This window comes from Curtobacterium sp. 'Ferrero' (assembly GCF_002412165.1).
Taxonomy (GTDB): domain Bacteria; phylum Actinomycetota; class Actinomycetes; order Actinomycetales; family Microbacteriaceae; genus Curtobacterium.
The window spans coordinates 1-22,613 of record NZ_NXIA01000032.1 but is presented as its reverse complement, the minus strand read 5'-3'; the positions used below and the strand labels follow the sequence as shown (position 1 = coordinate 22,613).

Genomic DNA, 22,613 nt, shown 5'->3' with positions numbered 1-22,613 from the left:
GGGTTACGACGCGACGGGGTTGCGGTGCGTCTCGACCGCGACGAGTCGGCCGTCGGCGATGTGCATGACGGCGAAGTCGCCGACCGAGAGCATGGCCGCACGACGGAGGTCGAAGTGCCGGCTGCCGTCGGCGGTCGCTCCGGCGATGCGCGCGATGATGTCCGGCAGGACGGGTCCGTGCGAGCACAGGACGGTCGACTTCTCCTTGTCGAGCCGACGCCGGACCACGCCCTTCACGTTCGCGGCCCCGCGGTCGTGGGCGTCCTGGCTGATGTCCGGGGTGGCCTGCACGCCGACCTTCGTCCGGGCGGAGAGCGGCTCCACGGTCGCCAGGCACCTGGCGGCCGTGCTGCTCACGATCTTCTTCGGTCCGAACGCCGCGACCGGGGACACGACGGCCTTGGCCTGCGACCGACCGACCGGCAGCAGCGGCCGGGTCGCGTCGGGGCCGTCCCAGTCGGAGCCGGGCACCGTCTTGGCGTGCCGCAGGGCGATGAGCGCGAATGTCCGGTGCTCACCGGCCGCGGCACGGTCAGCGAACCGGGTGAGGATCTCGACGTCGCGGTCGTACGTGAGGCGACCGTGGGCGTCGTCGATCGTGACCCACTCGACCGAGGCGACCTCGTCGTTCGGCGCGAAGGCGCCCGCGCGTTCGAACTCCTTCTTGGAGACCCGGGCCGACCAGTAGTGCACCACCTTGTCGCGGCCGTTCGGCAGCACGTACTCGGCGGTCCCGAGGGGTGCTCCGAGGTGCACCCGGTAGCCGGTCTCCTCCTCGATCTCGCGGACCGCCGTCGTCGGGACGCTCTCGCCCGGGTCGACCTTGCCCTTCGGGAAGGAGACGTCGTTGTGGTGTTCGCGGTGGATGAGCAACACGAGCGGCTGGCCGTCCTGCTCACGCCAGACGACAGCCCCCGCTGCGAGGACGGGGCCGGTGGGACCGCCGCTCACCGAGTGGAGCGCTTCCGGGCCGAGATCGTGCGCATGAGGACATTCTGCACGTCCTGCAGCGGTCGCCCGTCGTCGTCGGTCGAATGACGCGACCACTCGCCGTCGGACTCGAGGTGCCACGAGCTCGTGTCGTCCGCCATCGCGAGGTCGAACATCCGCTGCACCTCGGCCACGTGGTCGGGGGAGGACAGTCGCACGAGAGCCTCGACCCGCCGGTCCAGGTTGCGGTGCATCATGTCCGCCGAGCCGATGTACACGATCGGGTCGCCGTCGTTGTGGAAGGCGAACGCCCGCGAGTGCTCCAGGTAGCGGCCGACGACGCTGCGCACGCGGATGGTCTCGCTGACGCCCTCCATCCCCGGCTTGAGCGAGCAGATGCCGCGCACCCACACGTCGATCGGGACGCCGGCCTGGCTGGCCAGGTAGAGCGCGTCGATGACCTGCTCATCCACCATCGAGTTGACCTTGATGCGGATGCCGGACGGCTTGCCGGCCCGGGCGTTGTCGGCCTCGGCCTGGATGCGCTTCACCAGGCCCTTCCGGAGGTGCAGCGGCGCGACGAGCAGGCGCTTGAACTTCTTCTCGATCGCGTAGCCGGAGAGCTCGTTGAACAGCCGCGTGAGGTCCTTGCCGACCGTGTCGTCTGCCGTGAACAGCCCCATGTCCTCGTAGATGCGCGAGGTCTTCGGGTTGTAGTTGCCGGTGCCGATGTGGCTGTAGTGCTTGAGCGTCCCGCCCTCCTGGCGGATCACGAGCACGAGCTTCGAGTGGGTCTTCAGCCCGACCAGGCCGTACACGACGTGGACGCCGGCCTTCTCGAGCTTGCGGGCCCACGTGATGTTGTTCTGCTCGTCGAAGCGCGCCTTGATCTCGACGAGCGCGAGGACCTGCTTGCCGGCCGCAGCCGCGTCGATCAGGGCCTCGACGATGGGGCTGTCGCCCGAGGTCCGGTACAGCGTCTGCTTGATGGCGAGGACGTTCGGGTCGGCAGCGGCCTGCTCGAGGAACGCCTGGACGCTCGTCGCAAAGGACTCGTACGGGTGGTGCACGAGGACGTCGGCGCGCGCGATCGCCCGGAAGAGGTCGGGCTTGGTGTTCGGCTCGCCCGGCTGGAACTGCACCGGCGTCGTCGGCACGTGCTTCGGGTAGTGCAGGTCCGGACGGGAGATCTTCGCGATCTCGAAGAGGCCGCCGAGGTCGAGCGGCGACGGCAGGCGGTAGACCTCCTGCTCGGTGATGTCGAGCTCCCGCACCAGCAGGTCGAGCGTCACCGGGTCCATGTCCTCGGTGATCTCGAGCCGGATGGGCGGACCGAACCGACGGCGGAGCAGCTCGCGCTCGAGGGCCTGGATGAGGTTCTCGGCCTCGTCCTCCTCGATCTCGACGTCCTCGTTCCTGGTGACCCGGAACACGTGGTGCTCCAGCACCTCCATCCCCGGGAAGAGGTCGTCGAGGTGGTTGGCGATGAGGTCCTCGAGCGGGATGAACCGCTGCCGACCGCTGCCGTCGTCGGGCAGGGCGATGAAGCGGGAGAAGTTCTGCGGCACCTTGAGGCGGGCGAACTCCTGCCGCTGCGACTTCGGGTTCCGCACCCGCACGGCGAGGTTGAGCGACAGACCGGAGATGTACGGGAACGGGTGCGCCGGGTCGACCGCGAGCGGCATGAGCACCGGGAAGATCTGCTCGCTGAAGTACTCGCGCATCCGCAGCCGGTCGGCCTCGTCGAGGTCGGACCAGTGCTCGATGTGGATGCCCGCTGCGTCGAGGTCCGGCTTCAACGAGTCCATGAACGCGCTGGCGTGCCGGTCCTGCAGCTCGTGCGCCTTCGTCGCGATGTCCCGCAGGACGTCGCTCGGTGCACGCCCGACGTTCGTCGGCACCGCGATGCCGGTGTCGATGCGGCGCTTGAGCCCGGCGACCCGCACCATGAAGAACTCGTCGAGGTTGGACGCGAAGATCGCGAGGAAGTTCGCCCGCTCGAGGAGCGGCTGCGTGCGGTCCTCGCCGAGCTCGAGCACACGCTGGTTGAACCGGAGCCAGCTGAGCTCTCGGTCGAAGTAGCGGTCCGAGGGCAGCGACTCGTGCTCCACCTCGACGACCTCGTCGAAGTCGTCGAGGTCCGGTGCGACGGAGTCGCCGTCGAGCTGCGGTTCGGTGTCCATGCCGACATCCTGCCACCCGCGTGCCCGACGACCACGGCTCCACGTGGACGCTGTGGGAACGACAGGTGAAGGAACGGCCTGTGGAGGAGTGGTCAGCGCGACTGCGGTGCCGCGTACTGCACGTCCACCGCGTCCTCCGCGAAGCCGGACCGCCGGTAGAGCGCCAGCGCCGGTCCGTTGTCGCCCTCGACGTACAGGACGGCCCCGGTGAGTCCGCGGCCGGCCAGCCGTCGCCGCCCGGCCCGCATCAGCACACCGCCGAGGCCCCGGCCCTGCAGGTCCGGCCGCACGGCCACGGCGTAGAACTCGCCGACGCCGTCCTCGACCTTGAGCCAGCACGAGCCGGCCAGCGCTCCGTCCGCATCGCGCAGCAGGAGCAGGTCGTCGCCCGAGAACCAGGACTCTCCCTCGCGGGAGCGCAGGTCCGCGAGGGTCATCCGCCCCTGCTCCGGGTGATGGGCGAAGGCGGCGGCGTTCAGGGTGAGCCAGTCGGCCTCGTCGCCGGGGTCCCCGGTCCGGAACGACGACAGGGCGTACCCGTCCGGCACGTCGGGGTCGGGAGCGTCGTCGGCGATCGGTGCCCGGAGCCGCAGCAGCGTCCGGACGGCGGTCCAGCCGAACCGCGCCGCGAGCGCCCGCGCAGCGGGGTGGTCCCCGTGCGCCCACGCCAGCCGCGGCGCCTCCGATGCAGCAGGCACCCCGTCGCTCGGGGCGGGCGCCCGCGCCCCGTCGCCCAGGGCGAGCGCCCGCTCGACGAGCGCAGTCCCGAGACCGTGCCCCCGCGCCTCCCGGGCGACGACGACCTCCAGCTCGCCGTCCCGTACCACCGCGACCCCGCGCTCGTCGCCGAGCACCGTCGCCCGTCCGGCACGGACGTCGACCAGCGTCTGGTCGGAGAACGGCCGCGGCTCGCCCGCGACCGTGAACGCGTCGAGGTCGACCGTCACTGGCCGGCCAGCCGATCGGCCTCGTCCTCGTAGACGTTGAAGCGGTAGCCGACGTTCCGGACCGTGCCGATGAGCGACTCGAGGTCGCCGAGCTTCGCACGCAGCCGTCGCACGTGCACGTCGACCGTGCGCGTCCCGCCGAAGTAGTCGTAGCCCCACACCTCGCTGAGGAGCTGCTCGCGGGTGAACACGCGCGACGGGTGGGTGGCGAAGAACCGGAGGAGCTCGAACTCCTTGAACGTCAGGTCGAGCGGCCGGCCCCGGACCTTCGCGGAGTAGCTGGCCTCGTCGATCACCACGCCGGACGCCTGGATCTTCGAGCTCGCCGGGTTCTTCGACGCCCGTCCGGCGGCGAGCCGGATGCGCGCGTCGACCTCGGCGGGGCCGGCGGTCTCGAGCACGACGTCGTCGACGTTCCACTCGCTGTTCACGGCCGTGAGGCCGCCCTCGGTGACGACGAGCACGATCGGCGTCGTCGAACCGCTCGTCACGAGGATCTTGCAGAGGGCCTTCGCGCCGACGAGGTCGGAGCGGGCGTCGACGAACACGAGGTCGCTCTGCGGAGCGTTGACGAGCTGCGCGGCGTCGGCGGGGACGTGGCGGATCCGGTGGCTCAGGAGGCCGAGCGCCGGCAGGACGTCGCCGGGCGCGGCAGAGGTGAGTACCAGGAGCTGGGCCACAGGACCTCCAGAACGTGGGGGACGTCGTGGAGACATCCTAGTGATGCTCGGGATGTGGCCAGGCGTCCGGGTGGACGGTCCGCCCGCGGACGGACGGCGCGGACAGCGCGGAAGATGCGGATGGTGCGGACGGCGTGGACCGCGCCGACGGCGCACCCGACGCCCGCTCCTGTCATGATGGGGCGCGTGACCGAGCCCGTGCCGCCCGCCGACCAACGCCGACTCCGGCTGACGTCCGTGCTGCCCGTCTGGGTGCTCGCGGTCGTCGGGGCCGTGCTCGTCGTCACCCTGACGCCGCGCGACTCGTTCGCCTGGCTGCTCCTCGTGTTCGTGCTCTGCGTCCTCGTGAGCTTCGTGCTGCAGCTCATCACGGCGACGAAGGACGGTCTGGTCGAGCGGATCAGCATCGCATCGTCCGGGGCCTTCGTCGTCGTGCTCGTCACGGCCGTGGTGCTGCTCGCGCGCTGACGCCCTCGCCGCCGCACCCGGACGCGGCGCACCGACGCCGTCCTGGCGTCGTCAGCGGTCCCGCGTAGACTCGACGCATGGATTCGCTGCTGCCGCTCGAGCTCTTCTACGTGGGCCTGCTGGGCCTGGCGTCGCTCGCGATCGCGTTCGTCTCGGTGACCGTGATCGTGAAGCTGTTCAAGGGCCAGCGTTGATCGATCTGCCCGAGGGCCTGGCTCCCGAGCTCGTCCCGCTGTCCTGGCTCGTCGGCGTCTGGGAGGGCACCGGTGTGGTGGAGTACCCCGTCGGTGACGAGGACGAGCCGCGCAAGTACGACTTCGGACAGCGCGTCAGCTTCAGCCACGACGGCCTGCCCTACCTCAACTACTCGTCCACCACGTGGCTGCTCGACGACGAGCACACCCCGTTGGCGGCCGAGATGGGGTACTGGCGACTCGACCGTCCGCACGAGCCCGGCGACCGCGGACCGGCGATGCTCCTGGGCGAGGGACCGACCCCGTTCGGCACCACGCAGAGCGTCGAGACCCTCCGCAACGCCACCGACGGGTTCGACATCGAAGCGACGATCGTGCACCCCACCGGCGTGAACGAGCTCTACGTCGGTCGGGTGCTCAAGGGCCGGATCGACCTCGCCACCGACGCCGTGATGCGCTCCCCGAACGCCAAGGACTACTCGGCCGCGACGCGCCTGTACGGCCTGGTCGAGGGCAAGCTCTTCTGGGCCTGGGACATCGCCGCGCTCGGCAAGGAGCTCACCTCGCACGCCTCGGGACAGCTCGCGAAGGTCGACTGATGTCGTCCCCCTTCGCCGCACGGCCGGGGTTCGTCGTCGCGCCCTCCGGCGTCGCCGCGCACTTCGGCAACCCGATCGGCGAGCAGCGCGCGCTGTCGGCCGGTCGGGCGGTCGTCGAGCTCGGACTCGGCGTCGTGACGGTCACCGGTCCCGACCGGCTCTCGTGGCTGAACTCGATCACGTCGCAGCTGCTGCTCGGACTGCAGCCGGGGGTCTCGACGGAGACCCTCGTGCTCGACGCCTCCGGCCGGGTGGAGCACGCGGCGCGCGTCGTCGACGACGGCACCACGACCTGGCTCCTCACCGAGACGGGCGACGCGGCCCCGCTCGCCGCGTGGCTCGAATCGATGCGCTTCATGCTCCGGGTGGAGGTCGCCGACCGCACGGCCGACCTCGCCACGCTCGGTCGCCTCGGCGGCGACCCGGCTGCCGCCGACGCGGTCGTCGAGTGGGTCGACCCGTGGTCGGCCGTCGCGCCCGGTGGGTGGGGTTACGCCGCCCTGGAGGCCCATCCCGGCTCCGACTGGGACCTCCGGATCGCCGTGGTCACCCCCGACAGCGCTGCGGCGCTCGCCGCGTCGGACCAGCCGGCCGCGGGCCTGCTGGCGTACGAGGCACTGCGCATCGCCGCCTGGCGTCCCTCGCTCTCGGACGTCGACGAGCGCACGATCCCGCACGAGCTCGACTGGCTGCGCTCGGCGGTCCACCTGTCGAAGGGCTGCTACCGGGGGCAGGAGACGGTCGCCAAGGTGCACAACCTCGGGCACCCGCCGCGTCGGGTGGTCCTGCTCCACCTGGACGGGTCGGACGGGGTGCTCCCGACGCCGGGGACGCCGGTGCTGCTCGACGGCAAGGAGGTCGGACGGCTCGCCGCCTCGGCGGTCCACCACGAGGACGGTCCGATCGGCCTGGCGGTCGTCAAGCGGTCGCTCGACCCCGACGCGACGCTGACGCTGCCGGTGGACGACGTGGTCGTGACGGCCGCGCAGCAGGTGATCGTGCCCCCGGGTGCCGGTGCGACGGCGAACGTGCCGCGGTTGCCCCGCCTCGGGGCCGTCCGCCGCTCGTAGCCGCGCGCGGCTCCCGTCCCGCTCCACGAGACGCCCGCGCTTCGACGTCGCACCCGTCGATCACGGCGCGCAACGTCGAAGCGCGCGCATTCCGCCAGCCCTACCGTCAGTCGGCCGGGGTGACGGCCTCCCACGGCACGCTGAGCTCGCCGAGCCGCCACCGTGTCGTCCCGTGCAGCACCGGCCAGCCCCGGTCGCGCATCCCGGCGACGGCCGCGAGCCAGCGCTGCCGTGGGCCGTACGTCCCGAGCGGCGCCGCGACCGCCCACGCCAGGTCGAGGTCGCGCAGGAACCCGTGCACGCGCTCGCCGGGGACGTTCCGGTGGATGAGCGCCTTCGGCAACCGTTCGGCCACGACGCTCGGCACGTCGAGCCCGGCCAGGCGCAGCGACACCGTGAACGTCCGCGGCGCGAGGTCGTCGAGCGTCACCCACGAGGCCACGCGTCCGACCTCGTTGCAGGTGCCCTCGACCAGCGCGCCGCCCGGCTGGAGTCGGTCCTGCATGATCCGCCACGCCCCGGGAACCTCGTGCTCGTCGTACTGCCGGAGCACGTTGAAGGCCCGGATCACCGCGGCTCGCCGACCACCGGGTGTCGGGGTCTCGAACCCGCCGAGTCGGAACGTGACGCCGTCGCGGGTGCCGGCGTTCGCGAGCGCCACCCGGTCCGGCTCGATCTCGATCCCCGTGACCTCGACGTCGGGACGGACCCGGGCCAATCGGTCGCGCATCTCGAGTGTCGTGGTCGGGCGGGCGCCGAAGCCCACGTCGGCCACCAGCGGGTCCTCGGTCCGACGCAGGACCGGGAGGGCGGCGATCCACCGGTCGACCCGACGCAGCCGGTTGTACCCGGTCGTGCCACGCGTGACGTTCCCGATGGGCATGCACACCAGGCTACGGCGCTGATGGTGCTCGGTAGACTCGGGGCATGACCTCCACGCTCGTCCTGCTCCGTCACGGCAACAGTGACTGGAACCAGAAGAACCTGTTCACCGGTTGGGTCGACGTCCGACTCAGCGAGCTGGGCGAGAAGGAGGCGAAGCGCGCCGGCGAGCTCATCGCCGAGTCGGGCATCGTCCCGGACGTCCTCTACACGTCGCTGCTGACCCGCGCGATCCAGACCGCGAACATCGCCCTGCTCGAGGCCGATCTCGCGTGGCTGCCGGTCAAGCGCGACTGGCGTCTGAACGAGCGGCACTACGGCGACCTCCAGGGCAAGGACAAGGCGCAGACGCTCGAGCAGTACGGCGAGGAGCAGTTCATGGAGTGGCGTCGCTCGTTCGACGTCCCGCCGCCCCCGATCGCCGACGACGCCGAGTGGTCGCAGGCCGGTGACCGCCGCTACGCCGACCTCGGCGACCAGCTCCCGCGCACCGAGTCGCTCAAGCTCGTGATCGACCGCCTGCTGCCGTACTGGGAGTCGGACATCACGAAGGACCTCGCGGCCGGCAAGACCGTCCTCGTCACCGCCCACGGCAACTCGCTCCGTGCGCTCGTGAAGCACCTCGACGGCATCTCCGACGCGGACATCGCCGGACTGAACATCCCGACGGGCATCCCGCTCGTGTACGAGCTCGACGACGACTTCCGTCCGACGAAGCCCTCGTACTACCTCGACCCCGCCGCGGCCGAGGCCGGTGCCGCCGCCGTCGCCGCCCAGGGCGCGAAGAAGTAGCACCACGTCACGAATGCCCCGTCCGCATCCGCGGGCGGGGCATTCGTGCGTTCGCGCGGTTCGCGAAAGCGACAGATCGCCGCGAACGTTCCGCCGGGTTCTGTCGCTTCGCCGGGAGGAACGGATCCCCTCCGCGGCACAGTGTCGCTTCGGCAGCGCGGTCGCGTTGCGTCCCGCGTCAGACGAAGTGCGACGCGATCTCCTGCACGAGGGCGCCGACGTCGTAGGTCGACGCGGTGTCCACCCGGACGACCGGGACGCCGGGCAGACCGACCGGACCCGCCGCGTCATCGTGCTCGTCCCAGAACGCCAGGACGGACGCGAGGTCTCCGTGCACCTCGTGCCGGACCGGCAGGGTGCCGGGCTCGTAGCGCTCCCGCAGCCGTTCGTCGGCGGTCGCGCGGTCGACGTCGCACCACACCTCGACGACGCGAGGCGAGCCGGCGGAGGCGAGCCCCGCCTCCAGGAGGTCGCGGTCACGCGACGGGAGCCAGACGGCGTCGAGGACGACCCCGTTCTCGACGGCCCGCGCCATGGACCACATCGTGTCCATGGCGATCGCGCCGAGGTCGCGGGAGGCGATCATCGGACCGGCGAGGTCCGCGAGCGGCTCCTTGATGCGGTCCTTCGACAGGAACGGGCACCCGAGGACCTCGGCGAGGGCGGCGCCCACCGTGCTCTTGCCCGAGCCGGGCATCCCGTTGACGACGATCGCGACCTGAGCCATGCCCCGATCTTCCCGTCAGAGCGGGAAGACCGCAAAACGGCCGATCAGGCCGGGGAGGCCGTGACGGACGCCGCGCCGGCCCAGTCGCCCGTCGCCAGGTACTCGACCTTCTTCGCGATCGACACCGCGTGGTCGGCGAAGCGCTCGTGGTAGCGGGAGGCCAGCGTCGCGTCGACGGTGTCGATCGGGTTGCCCTTCCAGGTCTCGCCGAGCACGAAGTCGAACACGCTCGCGTGCAGCTCGTCGACCTGGTCGTCCTCGTCGCGGATCTCCGCCGACAGCTTGATGTCCTCCGTCGCGAGGAGCCGCGTGAGCTTCTGCGCCATGGCCACGTCGTGCGCGCCCATCTGCTTGAAGGTGCCGCGGAGGCCCTTCGGCACGACCTTCTCCGGGAAGCGCTGCCGGGCGAGCTGCGCGATGTGCTCGGCCATGTCGCCCATCCGTTCGAGGGACGAGCTGACGCGCAGGGCGGTCACCACGACCCGGAGGTCACGGGCGACCGGCGCCTGGCGCGCGAGGATGTCGATGGCGATCTCGTCGAGGCTGTTGGCAGCCGCGTCGATCTTGGCGTCGTCCGCGATGACCTCCTCCGCGAGCGCCACGTCGGACTCGCTGAACGCCTGGGTGGCGCGGGTGATCGCGGACTCGACGAGCCCGGCGATCTCGGTCAGTCGCTCCTGGACGTCCTGCAGTTCCTGCTGGAAGACTTCGCGCATGGGGGATGTGCCTCTCTCTGCGGTACCGGTCGAGTGTCGTCACCCCAGGTGAACGAACGGTGACGTGCGGTTGAACGTTGCTGCCGACCGGGCCGGAACCGCGCGGACCGGACGTGAACGGCGTCCGAACCCCGCGTGACGCTCCCTACACTGACGGCATGGACAACGCGTGGCTCGTGCCACTGTCGATGCTCCTCGGCGGGGTGTTCGGCGCGGGCGTCGTGGTGCTGATCATCACCGCCGAGCGCACGGCACGTGCAGCCGACGTGGCGGAGCGGACCCTGCCCGACGGGGTGGCCGCGGTGATCGCCACGATGCACAACCCCGCCGTGGTCGTCGATCCCTCGAACACGGTCGTGGCCGCCTCGCCGCAGGCGCTCACGGTCGGACTCGTCGTGCGGCGACGGCTCGTGCACAAGGAACTCCGCGACCTGGTCGACCGGGTGCGCGCGAGCGGGGAGATGGGCTCCGAGGACATGGAGCTGCCCCGCGGTCGGCACGGCGAGCTGGTGGGCTACCTGAGCTTCCGGGCGGCGCAGCTGGGCAACCGGTACGTGCTCGTGACCGCCGACGACCTCACCGAGAGCCGGCGCATCGACGAGGTGCGGCGGGACTTCGTCGCGAACATCTCCCACGAGCTGAAGACGCCCATCGGTGCGATCGGCCTGCTCGCCGAGACCCTCGTGGCCGCCGCGGACGACCCGGTGCACGTGCGGAAGTTCGCCGCCCAGCTCATCACCGAGTCCGAGCGGCTCGGCGCCCTGACGAAGGACATCATCGAGCTGTCCCGGTTGCAGTCGGTGGACGCGCTCGAGACCAGCGAGGAGACGAGCATCGACAAGGTCGTGCAGGCGGCGGTCGACGCGAACGAGGTGGTCGCCCGGGCCCGCTCGATCGACCTCGTGCGGGCGAAGAAGTCGAAGCTCCGCGTCATGGGCGACCCGGGGCTCCTGCAGGTCGCCGTGTCGAACCTCATCGCGAACGCGATCAAGTACTCGCCCGACGGCACCCGCGTCGGCGTCGGCGTCCGGAGCAGCAAGGGCTTCGTGGAGATCGCCGTCACCGACCAGGGCGTCGGCATCCCCGAGGCGGACCTCGACCGCGTGTTCGAGCGGTTCTACCGGGTCGACCCCGCCCGTTCGCGCGCCACGGGCGGCACGGGGCTCGGGCTCGCCATCGTCAAGCACGTCGTCGGCAACCACGGCGGGGACGTGCGCGTGTGGTCGCAGCCCGGCAAGGGCTCGACCTTCACCATCCGCCTGCCCGAGGCGGACTCCGACCTGACCACCGCACTCGAAGAGCAACTGGAAGAGCAGCCATCGTGACCAAGATCCTCATCGTCGACGACGAGCCGGCCCTGAGCGAGCCCCTGGAGTTCCTCCTGCAGCGCGAGGGGTACGAGACCTCCGTCGCCGCGGACGGCGTGACCGCGCTGTCGAAGTTCGACGCCGAGAACCCGGACCTCGTGCTGCTCGACCTCATGCTGCCGGGGCTGTCCGGCACCGAGGTCTGCCGGCAGATCCGCACCCGGTCGAACGCGCCGATCATCATGCTGACGGCGAAGGACTCCGAGGTGGACATCGTCGTCGGGCTCGAGCTCGGCGCGGACGACTACGTGACGAAGCCGTACTCCACCCGCGAGCTCCTCGCCCGCATCCGCGCGGTGCTCCGGCGCCGGACCGAGGACGACCCGGGCGACACCGGCATCCTGCAGGTCGGCGGGATCCGGATGGACGTCGAGCGCCACACGGTGACCGTGGACGGCTCGGAGACGCCGATGCCCCTGAAGGAGTTCGAGCTGCTCGAGCTCCTGCTCCGCAACGCCGGTCGCGTGCTCACCCGCGGGCAGCTCATCGACCGGGTCTGGGGCTCCGACTACTTCGGCGACACGAAGACCCTCGACGTGCACATCAAGCGGCTGCGGTCGAAGATCGAGCGCGTGCCGAGCGCGCCGGAGATCCTCGTCACGGTGCGCGGACTGGGCTACCGCATCGAGGCGTAGCGGCGCGGGAGCACAACCCGCGGCCGGCGGCCGCGAGTTGCTGCCGCGGCCACTGCCGCGGCAGCCTGCGCGCGCTCGCGCCGTCCGACCACCGTACGCACAGGAGGCGCGGTGCCGGTCATCGAGACCGGCTCCGCGCCTCCTGTGCGCTGCTGGGCGCGACGCGCGCGCCGTGCCCGGCTACGGGTTGATCGGGGTGTCCGTCGCGGTGGCCGACGGCGAACCGGACGGGGTCTCGGTCGGGGTGGGGGTCGGCGCGAGGGTCGCGTACTCCTCCTGCGCCGTGGTCAGCACGGGGACGTTGGCGGAGACGCCCTCGGCACCCGAGTACGAGAAGTAGACCTTGACGAGCGACCCCGGCGTCGTCTTCGCGTCGGGGAAGTCGAGCGTGTCGTGCTTGCCGTCGTTCGCCAGGTCGAGGCGGGACTGCGCCGGCACCTCGACGGTCTGGGTGTCGCCGCCGACCTCGACCGAGACGGTCATGTCGTCGGACTCGGAGTGGTTGAGCAGCGTCGCGATGAAGCGGGCGCCGTCACCGTCGTCCGAGATGAGCAGCGCGTTGCGGACGTCGAGCTTGCCGGTCGACACGTTCACACCGTCGGTGATCTGCTTGATCTCCGTCGTCTGCGCGGGCGCCATGAACTCGCAGCCGGTGGCGCCGAGCGCGATGGTTGCCGCAACGGCGACGGACACGAGAACCCGAGCTCGCAAGAGATTCCTCCGGAAGGTGACGTTCGTGGACCGGACGGTCCGACGCCATCCTACCGATCGCGCGGGGGTCGGGTTGTTAGGTGCCCCTTACCCGAAAACGGCTTGTGGTAAACTGGGTGTCTCGGAACGGAGCCTGATACATGCAATTCGAGGTCGGCGAGACCGTGGTCTACCCCCATCACGGGGCGGCAACCATCTCAGAAGTCAAGACGCGCGTCATCAAGGGCGAGGAAAAGGTCTACCTGAAGCTTCGGGTGACCCAGGGTGACCTGACGATCGAGGTACCGGCGGACAACGTCGACCTGGTCGGTGTGCGCGACGTGATCGGCAAGGAAGGGCTCGACAAGGTGTTCGAGGTCCTCCGTGCACCGTTCACCGAGGAACCCACGAACTGGTCGCGCCGGTACAAGGCGAACCTCGAGAAGCTCGCCTCCGGTGACGTCATCAAGGTGTCCGAGGTCGTCCGCGACCTCTGGCGCCGCGACCAGGACCGCGGGCTCTCCGCCGGTGAGAAGCGCATGCTCGCGAAGGCCCGGCAGATCCTGATCTCCGAGCTCGCACTGGCCGAGAAGACCGACGAGGACAAAGCATCGACCGTCCTCGACGAGGTCCTCGCGTCCTGATCGCACGCGACAACTGAACGACACGACGACCGCGCTGCTCCCCTCAGGGGTGAGCAGGGCGGTCGTCGTCGTCGCGGCCGGGTCCGGTACCCGGCTCGGCATCGGCACCGCCAAGGCGTTCGTGCCGGTCGCCGGTCGGCTCATGCTCGCGCGGGCGCTCGAACCGCTGTTCACGCTCACGGAGCCGACGCTCGTCGTCGTGGTCGCCCCCGCCGACCGGCTCGACGAGTGCCGGCAGGTGGTCGCCTCGGTCGCGGGAGCGGCGGTCCGGTACACGGCGGTCGTGCCGGGAGGCGCGGATCGCCACGCGTCTGTGCAGGCCGGCCTGGCCGTGCTGCCGGACCCCGTCGAGGTCGTGCTGGTGCACGACGCGGCGCGGTGCCTCACCCCGGCGCACCAGTTCGAGCGCGTGTTCGACGCCGTCGCGACGACCGGGGACGGGGTGGTGCCGGCGCTGCCGGTCGTCGACACCGTCAAGCGCGTGGCGGACGACGTCGTGCTCGAGACCGTCGACCGATCCACGCTCGTCGGAGTCCAGACGCCGCAGGGCTTCCCGCTCGCCGCACTCCGGAGCGCCTACGCCGGATCGAGCCGCTCCGAGACCGACGACGCCGGTGTCCTCCAGGCTGCCGGGCTCACCGTCCGCCACGTCGCCGGGGACGCCGACGCGTTCAAGATCACCACGGCGTGGGACCTCGCACGCGCCGAGTCGATCGTCCGCGCCCGGACCGAGCCGGTGCCCGCGCGGGTGCGGATCGGCCTCGGGGTGGACGTGCACGCCTTCGACGACGCCGTGCGCTGCCGCGTCGGGCTGCTCGACTTCCCGGGCGAACCCGGACTCTCCGGCCACAGCGACGGCGACGCCGTGGCACACGCGGTGTGCGACGCGCTGCTCTCGGCCGGTGGGCTCGGCGACATCGGCGGACGCTTCGGCACCGCCGACCCGCGGTACGCCGGCGCGACGGGCGACGTCTTCGTCCGCGGGGCGGTCGACCTGCTCGCCGAGGCCGGTCTGGTGCCCGAGTCGGTGACGGTGCAGGTGGTCGGGAACCGCCCGCGGATCGGTGCCCGGCGCGGCGAGATGCAGGACGTGCTCGCCGCCGTCGTGGGGGCACCGGTCGCGGTCTCCGGCACGACCACGGACGGCCTCGGCTTCACCGGCCGCGGGGAGGGCCTCGCCGCGATCGCCACCGCCGTCGTCCGGCCCGCCTGACGTCCGTCGTCCGGCTCGCCCGACGTCCTAGGCTGGGGGCGTGACCGTTCGCCTGTACGACTCCCGTGCCGCCGCCGTCGTCGACCTCGTCCCGCTGGTCGACGGACACGTGAGCGTCTACGTGTGCGGGCCGACCGTGCAGTCGTCGCCGCACATCGGGCACCTCCGTTCCGCCCTCGTCTACGACATCTGGCGCCGGTGGCTGACGTACCGCGGCTACCGGGTGACCCTCGTGCGCAACGTGACGGACATCGACGACAAGGTGCTCGACCTGGCGGCGGACACCGACGAGGAGTGGTTCGCCCGCGCCTACCGGGTCGAACTCGAGTTCACCGCCGCGTACCGCGCGCTCGGTATCCTGCCGCCCACCTACGAGCCGCGGGCGACCGCGAGCGTCCCGCAGATGCACGCGATCATCGAGCGGCTCATCGAGCGCGGCCACGCGTACGCCGCCGAGGACGGCTCCGGCGACGTCTACTTCGACACCGGGAGCTGGCCGGACTACGGCGCCCTCACCCGTCAGCGGCGGGAGGACATGGTCGAGGCCTCGGACGCCGACCCGCGCGGCAAGCACGACCCGCGGGACTTCGCGCTCTGGAAGGGCCGGAAGGACGGCGAGCCGGACACCGCGGTGTGGGACAGCCCGTGGGGTCCGGGGCGTCCGGGTTGGCACATCGAGTGCTCGGCCATGAGCCGTCGGTACCTCGGCCCGGCGTTCGACATCCACGGCGGCGGCCTCGACCTCCGGTTCCCGCACCACGAGAACGAGCTCGCGCAGTCGACCGCCGCGGGGGACCCCTTCGCGTCCTACTGGCTGCACAACGGCCTCGTCACGGTCGACGGGCAGAAGATGTCGAAGTCGCTCGGCAACTCGATCTTCGCGGCGGACTTCCTCGGTGCCGCGCGGCCCGAGGTCGTGCGGTACTTCCTCGGCGCCGCGCACTACCGCTCGTCGATCGACCACCACGACGGCTCCCTGGCCGAGGCCGAGGCGGCGTACGACCGCATCGCCGGCTTCCTGATCCGCGCCGCTCCACGGCTCGAGGGCGTCCAGCTCCGGGAGGCGCCGGGTGTCCCGGAGGCCTTCGCCACGGCGATGGACGACGACCTCTCGGTGCCGCAGGCCCTCGCCGTGCTGCACGAGACCGTGCGCGCCGGCAACGCCGCCCTCGACGCCGACGATGCGGAAGCGCTCGGTCTCGCGTACCATCAGGTGGCCGCGATGGTGGAGGTGCTCGGCATCGACCCGCGAGCGGCCCACTGGTCGAGCGGCGGTCAGGACACCTCGGCCGCCCCGCTCGCAGCCCTCGTCGAACGCCTCGTGCAGGAGCGCGCCGACGCCCGGGCCGCACGGGACTTCGCGACGGCCGACCGCGTGCGTGACGACCTCGCCGCCGCGGGCATCACCATCGAGGACACCGCAGCGGGGACCCGCTGGAGCATCGCCTGACCACGGCCGTGCCGAACAGGAGCTGAGCATGAAGAACGTTTCCGGGAGCAAGAAGGGCCGACCGGGCGCCGTCCGGTCGGGCCGCAAGGGCAACAAGCAGGTCGGCTCCGGCGGCCAGGGCGCCCAGGCGCTCGAGGGCCGCAAGCCCACGCCGAAGGCGGAGGACCGTCCGTACCACCCGGCCGGCAAGCGCAAGGCCGCCAAGGAGCGGCTCGAGGCCGCGCGGGGTCGTCACGGGGCGTCGAGTGCGCCGCAGCAGCGCACCGGCCGTCCGCCGCAGCGCAAGAGCGACGACTCCGAGCTCGTCACCGGGCGGAACTCCGTGCTCGAGGCGCTCCGCACGAAGACGCCGTCGACGACCCTCTACGTCGCCTCCCGCATCGAGGTCGACGACCGCGTCAAGGAGATCCTCGCCCTCGCGAACCACCGCGGTGTGCCGATCATCGAGCTCATGCGTCCCGAGCTCGACCGCATCACCGGGCACGACAGCGTCCACCAGGGCGTCGCGCTGAAGGTCCCGGCGTACGAGTACGCGGTGTCCGAGGACATCGTCGAGCGGGCGTTCGCCAAGGACGAGGTCCCGCTGATGGTGGCGCTCGACGGCATCACCGATCCTCGCAACCTCGGCGCGATCATCCGGTCGACGGCGGCGTTCGGCGGCCACGGTGTCATCGTGCCGCAGCGCCGGTCCGTCGGTGTGACCGCGAGCGCGTGGAAGACCAGCGCCGGTGCCGCTGCCCGAACCCCGGTCGCGATGGCGCCGAACCTGACGCAGACGCTGAAGTCCCTCAAGTCGATGGGCCTGTTCGTGCTCGGCCTCGACGGCGGCGGCGACGTGGAGCTCGACGCGCTGGAGCTCGCCGATCGCCCGATCGTGATCGTCGTGGGGTCCGAGGGCAAGGGGCTGTCGCGGCTCGTCACCGAGACCTGCGACGCCATCGTGTCGATCCCGATCTCCTCGGCGACCGAGTCGCTGAACGCCGGCATCGCGGCGAGCGTGACGCTGTGGGAGGTCGCCCGGCGCCGACGCGCCGAGTAGCGCCCGCTCTCGTCACCAGCCTGGAGGCCCGGTGCCGGTCCCACAGACCGGCACCGGGCCTCCAGTCCGTTGCGGTGACACCCCACCTGCGCGACCCAGAGGCCGACGGACAGTCCGCCCGAGCGCCCTCGAGGTTCCACGACTCGCCGCGCCTGTGTCGCCGAGGTTCCGCGGACCGGACCGGACGGCGCGGAGATGCCGAAATTCTGGAACCTCAGCGCACCTCGGCGCACTGACCGGACGCCCGGACGCCCGGACGCCGAGACCCCCGCGCCCGGGTCAGACGCCGGCGCGCCAGTCCTCGACGTCCTCGTCCTCCTCGACGTCGTCGTCCAGGTCCATCGGGACCGGCACCGAGGCCGTCGGCGGGTTGATGAGGAGCCGTTCGTCACGGCGGTGGCGCAGCACGTCGTTGATGTACGCGGTGGTGGCCTCCGGCAGCGAGACCGAGCGTTCCTCCTGCTGCGACATGAACCAGCGGTGCTCGAGGAGCTCGTGGAAGACCTCGGCCGGTTCGAGTCGACCACGGAGCTCGCGCGGGATCGACCGGATGACCGGTTCGAACACCCGGGAGACCCACTCGTGCGCGACCATCTCCTCGTCGAGCTGGTCGCGGCCGTTGCGGGCACGGTACGCGTCGAGGTCGTTGAGCAGCCGCCGGGCCTGGTTCTCGCCGGCGTCGAGGCCGGTCAGGCGCAGGAGTCGGCGCTGGTGGTGCCCGGCGTCGACGACCTTCGGCTGGATCCGGACCTGGGAGCCGCCCTCGGTCGTGTGGATCGAGAGCTCCTCGATGTCGAAGCCGAGCGCGTTGAGCCGCTCGACGCGGTCGTTGATGCGCCAGCGTTCCCGGATGTCGAACTGCTCCGTGCCGGTGAGCTCCTTCCAGAGCGTGCGGTACTGCGCGACGATCCGGTTCGAGACGTCGACGGGGTCGGCGTTCTCGTCGAGTCGACCGCCAGCCTCGAGGTCGAGCAGTTCGCCGGCGATGTTCACCCGCGCGACCTCGAGGTCGTTCTCCCGCTGCCCGTTCGACAGACCGCCCGGGTACAGCTTGCCGGTCTCGGCGTCGACGAGGTAGGCGGCGAACGCGCCCGCGTCGCGGCGGAAGAGCGTGTTGGAGAGCGAGACGTCGCCCCAGTAGAACCCGATGACGTGCAGGCGCACGAGCAGGAGGGCGAGGGCGTCGACCAGGCGGGTCGCGGTCTCGGGGCGGAGCGTCTGCGAGTACAGCGCCCGGTACGGCAGCGAGAAGCGCAGGTGGCGCGTGACGAGCACCGGGTGCAGCGGCTCGCCGTCGGCGTCGACCCGGTTCGTGATCACCGCGACCGGGTCCACGCACGGGACGTCCATGCGCTGCAGGGTGCGGAGCATCTCGTACTCGGCGCGCGCGATCTCCTCACCGGTCTCCTTGACCGCGGCGACGTAACCGCTGAGGTGCACGAACCGGACGAGGTGCCGGGAGATGCCCTTCGGCAGCGCCACGATGACGTCGTCCGGCCAGTCCTCGAGCGGCCGGTCCCACGGCAGGTCGAGCAGCCCGGGATCGACGGTGGCGGCGGTGATGGCGAGGGAGTCGGGCACGGTGGGCTCCTGGTGGTGCGGACGGTCTCTGCGACAGACGGGAGGCGCGGTGCCAGCTGGCACCGCGCCTCCTGTCCGGCTGTTCCAGCGTCAGACGCTCGCGACGGCCTTGTCGTCGAGGCGCTCGCCCGACTCGGTGTCGAACACGTGGACGTGGCCCTGCTTCGGCGCGATGACGATGGTGTCACCGATCGACGGGTGCGAACGACCGTCGACACGGGCGACGATGTCGGCACGCTGGCCGTTGACGTCGGCGTGACCGTAGAGGTAGCCGTCGGCGCCGAGCTCCTCGACGACGTCGACCGTGACCGGCAGGCCCTCGCCCGACGACGACACGACGACGTCCTCGGGGCGGATGCCGACCGTGACCTGGCCGCTGCGCGCGTTGGCGATCGTGCTGCGCTCGATGCCGTGGTTCAGCGTGCCGAACTTGATGCCGCCCTCGACGACGTCCGCCGGCAGGAGGTTCATGGCCGGCGAGCCGATGAAGCCCGCGACGAACACGTTGTTCGGCTTCTCGTAGAGGTCGCGCGGCGTGCCGACCTGCTGCAGGATGCCGTCCTTGAGCACCGCGATCCGGTCGCCCATGGTGAGCGCCTCGGTCTGGTCGTGCGTGACGTAGACCGTGGTGACGCCGAGACGACGCTGCAGCGACGCGATCTGGGTGCGGGTCTGGACGCGGAGCTTGGCGTCGAGGTTTGACAGCGGCTCGTCCATGAGGAACACCTGCGGCTGGCGGACGATGGCGCGGCCCATCGCGACGCGCTGACGCTGACCACCCGAGAGGGCCTTCGGCTTGCGGCCGAGGTACTGCTCGAGGTCGAGGAGCTTGGCGGCCTCCTGCACGCGCTGCGCACGCTCTTCCTTGCCGACGCCGGCGATCTTGAGCGCGAAGCCCATGTTCTCGGCGACGGTCATGTGCGGGTAGAGCGCGTAGTTCTGGAACACCATCGCGATGTCGCGGTCCTTCGGCGGGACGTCCGTGACGTCGCGGTCGCCGATGAGGATCTGGCCGGAGTTGACCTCTTCGAGGCCGGCCAGCATGCGGAGCGAGGTGGACTTGCCACAGCCCGAGGGGCCGACGAGGACGAGGAACTCGCCGTCGGCGATGTCCAGGTCGAGCGAGTCGACCGCGGGGCGGGTGCCGCCCGGGTAGAGACGGGTGGCCTTGTCGTAGGTGACGGACGCCATGAGCGTTCGATCCTTCCTTCACCGGCAGGTACGTGCCGGACGATCCGTAGTGAAGCGGATGCCCCTTCGGGCCCCGGGTGGTCGCCGTCGACCACCACGGTTCATACAACACGACTTCTGCCCGGTGCGCCAGTGCCGTCCGGCTGGTTGTGTGGTTGGCAGAGCCGCCGACTACAATCGCCGGGTCCGTCGGCCGCCTCGGGGGTGCGGCGCCGCGGACGCCGACCAGGAGGACGACACACCGATGACCAACCGCCCCGAGGGTGACGCCCGCGCCGAGCGGAACGCACGTCGTGAAGCCGCCCGGCAACGCGCCCAGCAACACCGCACCAAGCAGAAGCGTCGGCAGCGCGGAGCACGCCTCGGGATCCAGATCGGCATCGGCGTGGTGCTCCTGGCGGCGGCGACCGTGATCACGCTCGTGCTCGTCGACTCCGCCGGCCCGGCCGGACCCGGACCCGACAACATGTCGCAGGGCGGCATCACCATCGGGCAGGACCTGAAGGTGCAGACCGGGACACCGGGCGGCGCCTCGACGCCGTCGTCCTCGGCCGGTGCCGACGCCGTGCGCATCACGATGTACGAGGACTACCTCTGCCCCGTCTGCGGCTCGTTCGAGAAGGCGAACGGCGACTACATCGAGAGCCTCGTCGAGTCGGGGGCCGCGACGGTGGACATCCACCCGGTCGCGATCCTGGCGAACCGGTCGCAGGGCACGAAGTACTCCCTCCGCGCGGCGAACGCGGCGGCCTGTGTGGCGGACCACTCGCCTGACCGGTTCTTCGCCTTCCACCGGGCGCTGTTCGCGGAGCAGCCGGCCGAGGGCACCCCGGGGCTGAGCGACGCCGACCTCGTCGACGTGGTCAAGAGCGTGGACGGCATGCAGGACACGAAGGCGATCTCGGACTGCATCGCCGACCAGACCTACGCGCGGTGGGTCACCGAGCGGACGAACGCGGTGAGCGACGGGGACATCCCGGGCTCCTCGCTGAAGACCTTCCCGGGGACGCCGCTCGTGCTCGTGAACGGGCAGCAGTACCAGCTGACGAACCCGATCACGAACGACGACTTCCGCACCTTCGTGCTGTCCGCGGCGGGCTCGACCGACACGACGGCCACCCCGACGCCGACCTCCTCCGCGACCACCACGCCGTCGGCGTCGCCGTCGGCCAGCGCGAGCACCGACTGACCGCGAGCACCGACTGACGCCGGACCGCTGCCGCAGCGACCGTCGCCGGGCGACCGCGCCGACTACAGCGCCGAGCCGGGCACGCTGAACGTGTCGCACGCGGTCGCACCCCGCTGGTACCCGCTGAGGAACCACCGCTGCCGCTGCTCGCTCGAGCCGTGCGTGAACGAGTCCGGGTCGACGCGGCCGGTCGCGCGCTCCTGGATGCTGTCGTCGCCGACCGCGCTCGCCGCCGACAGGGCATCGGCGATCTGCGCGCGGGTGATCGGCTCGAAGAACGTCCGGCCGTCGGCGTCCCGGGTCTCGGCGGCGTCACCCACCCAGGCCCCGGCGTAGCAGTCCGCCTGCAGCTCGACGCGGACGCTCCCCGACGACGCCCCCGTGCCCGACCGGTCGGTGCCGGCGAACGTGCCCGCGAGCTGCTGCACGTGGTGACCCCACTCGTGCGCGACGACGTACATCTGGGCCAGCGGACCGCCCGACGAGCCGTACCGGGACTGCAGGTCGTCGTAGAACGCCGTGTCGAGGTAGATCGCGCGGTCCGGTGGGCAGTAGAACGGCCCGGTCGCGGCCGACGCCGTGCCGCAGCCGGTGTCCGTCCCGCCGTCGAACAGGAAGAAGTCGGGGGACCGGTAGGCGAACCCGAGGCGCTGCGCCTCGCTGCTCCAGTAGGCGTCGAGCGACTCCGCGGCGCCCTCCATCCGACAGTCGACCGAGGCGTTCGCGTCACGACCGGTCCGGCACTCGGCGGCGGCGTCGACCGTGGCGCCCTCCTGCTGGATCTGCGTGAGCCCGTCGCCGGAGCCGAGCAGGCCACTCACGTCGTAGCCGGTGAACTGCGCGATGAGGAACACCACGATCGCGCCGATCCCCACGGCGCCGCCACCGATCGCGGCCGTGCGACCCCGTCGCTTGACCTTGCCACCGGACAGCCGCGAGTCGTCGTTGAACGTCATGCAGCAGAACGTACGGCGCGGATCCCGTTCAGGTCCGGATGATCGGTTCCGTCGCCGCGAGTTCCGCGCCGATGCCGACGTCGACGAGTTCGATCCGACCGGCGAGCGTGGCGGCCGGTCCCGTGAGGAGTCCCGCCTTCACGCCGCCGAACGTCACCGTGACGTCGGCGTGCAGGACGTGCTCGTCGGCCACGCCCCCGGTGTCGGCGTCGATCCCGCTCGGCACGTCGACCGCCACGACGAACGGTGCCCGTTGGTCGCGGGCGAGCTCACGGAGTGCGTCGACGACCGCTCGTGCGGGGGAGCGGAGCGGACCGCTCGCGCCGATCCCGAGGATCCCGTCGAGCACCAGGTCGGCGTCCAGCGCCGCCCGGGCCGCGACCGCGCCCAGGCGGTCGCCCTCGTCGGGCACCACGGCGCGGAGGACCGCGGCCGCGCCCGCAGGGCCCGCAGCGGCCGTCGCCGGCGTG

Annotated in this window: 23 protein-coding genes; 11 read left to right on the top strand and 12 right to left on the bottom strand. The window is 71.4% G+C overall.

The genetic code is table 11. The features are described from left to right. Positions 1-3: 3 nt before the first annotated feature. From Csp2054_RS16905 to Csp2054_RS16890, 4 genes are all read right to left on the bottom strand, one after another. Positions 4-951: an NUDIX hydrolase gene (locus Csp2054_RS16905; RefSeq protein ID WP_096900727.1), complete on the bottom strand. Its 948-nt coding sequence runs from the start codon at positions 949-951 to the stop codon at positions 4-6. Further along, complete coding sequence (locus Csp2054_RS16900) at positions 948-3,113, bottom strand: RNA degradosome polyphosphate kinase (protein ID WP_096900726.1); 2,166 nt, start codon at positions 3,111-3,113, stop codon at positions 948-950. The genes Csp2054_RS16905 and Csp2054_RS16900 overlap by 4 nt, the downstream gene beginning before the upstream one ends. 92 nt (positions 3,114-3,205) lie before the next feature. After that, the gene (gene mshD, locus Csp2054_RS16895) at positions 3,206-4,060 is read right to left on the bottom strand and encodes a mycothiol synthase (protein ID WP_096900725.1); all 855 of its coding nucleotides are present in this window, start codon (positions 4,058-4,060) and stop codon (positions 3,206-3,208) included. After that, positions 4,057-4,740, bottom strand: a complete 684-nt coding sequence (locus Csp2054_RS16890; RefSeq protein WP_096900724.1) for a DNA-binding response regulator — start codon at positions 4,738-4,740, stop codon at positions 4,057-4,059. The genes mshD and Csp2054_RS16890 overlap by 4 nt, the downstream gene beginning before the upstream one ends. 186 nt (positions 4,741-4,926) lie before the next feature. Between Csp2054_RS16890 and Csp2054_RS16885 the strand changes: the two genes are divergently transcribed. From Csp2054_RS16885 to Csp2054_RS16875, 3 genes are all read left to right on the top strand, one after another. Next, positions 4,927-5,208, top strand: coding sequence for a hypothetical protein (locus tag Csp2054_RS16885; protein WP_141399313.1), 282 nt, complete (start codon positions 4,927-4,929; stop codon positions 5,206-5,208). 190 nt (positions 5,209-5,398) lie between these two features. After that, complete coding sequence (locus Csp2054_RS16880; protein ID WP_096900722.1) at positions 5,399-6,001, top strand: FABP family protein; 603 nt, start codon at positions 5,399-5,401, stop codon at positions 5,999-6,001. After that, positions 6,001-7,071 (top strand): YgfZ/GcvT domain-containing protein, encoded by a 1,071-nt coding sequence (locus Csp2054_RS16875; RefSeq protein WP_096900721.1) that lies wholly within the window; start codon positions 6,001-6,003, stop codon positions 7,069-7,071. Before Csp2054_RS16880 ends, Csp2054_RS16875 begins: the two co-directional genes overlap by 1 nt. A 106-nt stretch (positions 7,072-7,177) precedes the next feature. On the opposite strand, the gene Csp2054_RS16870 is transcribed toward Csp2054_RS16875, so the two are convergent. Continuing rightward, positions 7,178-7,954: a class I SAM-dependent methyltransferase gene (locus Csp2054_RS16870; protein ID WP_096900720.1), complete on the bottom strand. Its 777-nt coding sequence runs from the start codon at positions 7,952-7,954 to the stop codon at positions 7,178-7,180. Positions 7,955-7,998: 44 nt separating this feature from the next. Between Csp2054_RS16870 and Csp2054_RS16865 the strand changes: the two genes are divergently transcribed. Further along, positions 7,999-8,745 (top strand): phosphoglyceromutase, encoded by a 747-nt coding sequence (locus Csp2054_RS16865; protein WP_096900719.1) that lies wholly within the window; start codon positions 7,999-8,001, stop codon positions 8,743-8,745. A 178-nt stretch (positions 8,746-8,923) separates the two neighbouring features. Here the strand turns inward: Csp2054_RS16865 and Csp2054_RS16860 are convergent, their stop codons facing one another. Together Csp2054_RS16860 and phoU are read right to left on the bottom strand one after the other, a co-directional pair. Beyond that, positions 8,924-9,472 (bottom strand): AAA family ATPase, encoded by a 549-nt coding sequence (locus Csp2054_RS16860; RefSeq protein WP_096900718.1) that lies wholly within the window; start codon positions 9,470-9,472, stop codon positions 8,924-8,926. 44 nt (positions 9,473-9,516) lie between these two features. Continuing rightward, the gene (gene phoU / locus Csp2054_RS16855) at positions 9,517-10,188 is read right to left on the bottom strand and encodes a phosphate signaling complex protein PhoU (protein ID WP_096900717.1); all 672 of its coding nucleotides are present in this window, start codon (positions 10,186-10,188) and stop codon (positions 9,517-9,519) included. A gap of 158 nt (positions 10,189-10,346) precedes the next feature. On the opposite strand from phoU, the gene Csp2054_RS16850 reads away from it, so the two are divergent. Together Csp2054_RS16850 and Csp2054_RS16845 are read left to right on the top strand one after the other, a co-directional pair. Beyond that, positions 10,347-11,513, top strand: a complete 1,167-nt coding sequence (locus tag Csp2054_RS16850; protein ID WP_096900716.1) for a sensor histidine kinase — start codon at positions 10,347-10,349, stop codon at positions 11,511-11,513. Next, positions 11,510-12,190: a response regulator transcription factor gene (locus tag Csp2054_RS16845; RefSeq protein ID WP_096900715.1), complete on the top strand. Its 681-nt coding sequence runs from the start codon at positions 11,510-11,512 to the stop codon at positions 12,188-12,190. Before Csp2054_RS16850 ends, Csp2054_RS16845 begins: the two co-directional genes overlap by 4 nt. Positions 12,191-12,370: 180 nt before the next feature. Here the strand turns inward: Csp2054_RS16845 and Csp2054_RS18330 are convergent, their stop codons facing one another. Next, positions 12,371-12,883, bottom strand: coding sequence for a DNA modification methylase (locus Csp2054_RS18330; protein WP_096900714.1), 513 nt, complete (start codon positions 12,881-12,883; stop codon positions 12,371-12,373). A gap of 158 nt (positions 12,884-13,041) precedes the next feature. Between Csp2054_RS18330 and Csp2054_RS16835 the strand changes: the two genes are divergently transcribed. From Csp2054_RS16835 to rlmB, 4 genes are read left to right on the top strand one after another with little or no spacing between them, the layout of a single operon-like run. Beyond that, the gene (locus Csp2054_RS16835; RefSeq protein ID WP_017888066.1) at positions 13,042-13,524 is read left to right on the top strand and encodes a CarD family transcriptional regulator; all 483 of its coding nucleotides are present in this window, start codon (positions 13,042-13,044) and stop codon (positions 13,522-13,524) included. Between the two features lie 49 nt (positions 13,525-13,573). Then, on the top strand, positions 13,574-14,737 hold the full coding sequence (ispD, locus tag Csp2054_RS16830; protein WP_096900713.1) for a 2-C-methyl-D-erythritol 4-phosphate cytidylyltransferase: 1,164 nt from the start codon (positions 13,574-13,576) through the stop codon (positions 14,735-14,737). Between the two features lie 40 nt (positions 14,738-14,777). After that, positions 14,778-16,187 carry a cysteine--tRNA ligase gene (gene cysS, locus Csp2054_RS16825; protein ID WP_096900712.1) on the top strand — a complete coding sequence of 470 codons (1,410 nt, stop codon included), beginning with the start codon at positions 14,778-14,780 and terminating at the stop codon, positions 16,185-16,187. A 28-nt stretch (positions 16,188-16,215) separates the two neighbouring features. Then, positions 16,216-17,226 carry a 23S rRNA (guanosine(2251)-2'-O)-methyltransferase RlmB gene (gene rlmB, locus Csp2054_RS16820; RefSeq protein WP_096900711.1) on the top strand — a complete coding sequence of 337 codons (1,011 nt, stop codon included), beginning with the start codon at positions 16,216-16,218 and terminating at the stop codon, positions 17,224-17,226. A 279-nt stretch (positions 17,227-17,505) separates the two neighbouring features. On the opposite strand, the gene Csp2054_RS16815 is transcribed toward rlmB, so the two are convergent. Both Csp2054_RS16815 and Csp2054_RS16810 read right to left on the bottom strand, forming a co-directional pair. Beyond that, complete coding sequence (locus Csp2054_RS16815; protein WP_096900710.1) at positions 17,506-18,807, bottom strand: DUF4032 domain-containing protein; 1,302 nt, start codon at positions 18,805-18,807, stop codon at positions 17,506-17,508. A gap of 90 nt (positions 18,808-18,897) precedes the next feature. Beyond that, positions 18,898-19,998 carry an ABC transporter ATP-binding protein gene (locus Csp2054_RS16810; protein WP_096900709.1) on the bottom strand — a complete coding sequence of 367 codons (1,101 nt, stop codon included), beginning with the start codon at positions 19,996-19,998 and terminating at the stop codon, positions 18,898-18,900. Between the two features lie 244 nt (positions 19,999-20,242). Here Csp2054_RS16810 and Csp2054_RS16805 point away from each other — a divergent pair, with 244 nt between their 5' ends. After that, on the top strand, positions 20,243-21,187 hold the full coding sequence (locus tag Csp2054_RS16805; protein ID WP_176491767.1) for a DsbA family protein: 945 nt from the start codon (positions 20,243-20,245) through the stop codon (positions 21,185-21,187). 62 nt (positions 21,188-21,249) lie between these two features. Here the strand turns inward: Csp2054_RS16805 and Csp2054_RS16800 are convergent, their stop codons facing one another. Both Csp2054_RS16800 and Csp2054_RS16795 read right to left on the bottom strand, forming a co-directional pair. Then, complete coding sequence (locus Csp2054_RS16800) at positions 21,250-22,143, bottom strand: neutral zinc metallopeptidase (RefSeq protein ID WP_096900707.1); 894 nt, start codon at positions 22,141-22,143, stop codon at positions 21,250-21,252. A 28-nt stretch (positions 22,144-22,171) separates the two neighbouring features. Beyond that, positions 22,172-22,613, bottom strand: a 442-nt coding sequence (locus Csp2054_RS16795; protein WP_317951769.1) for an NAD(P)H-hydrate epimerase, incomplete at its 5' end; no start/stop codon positions are given.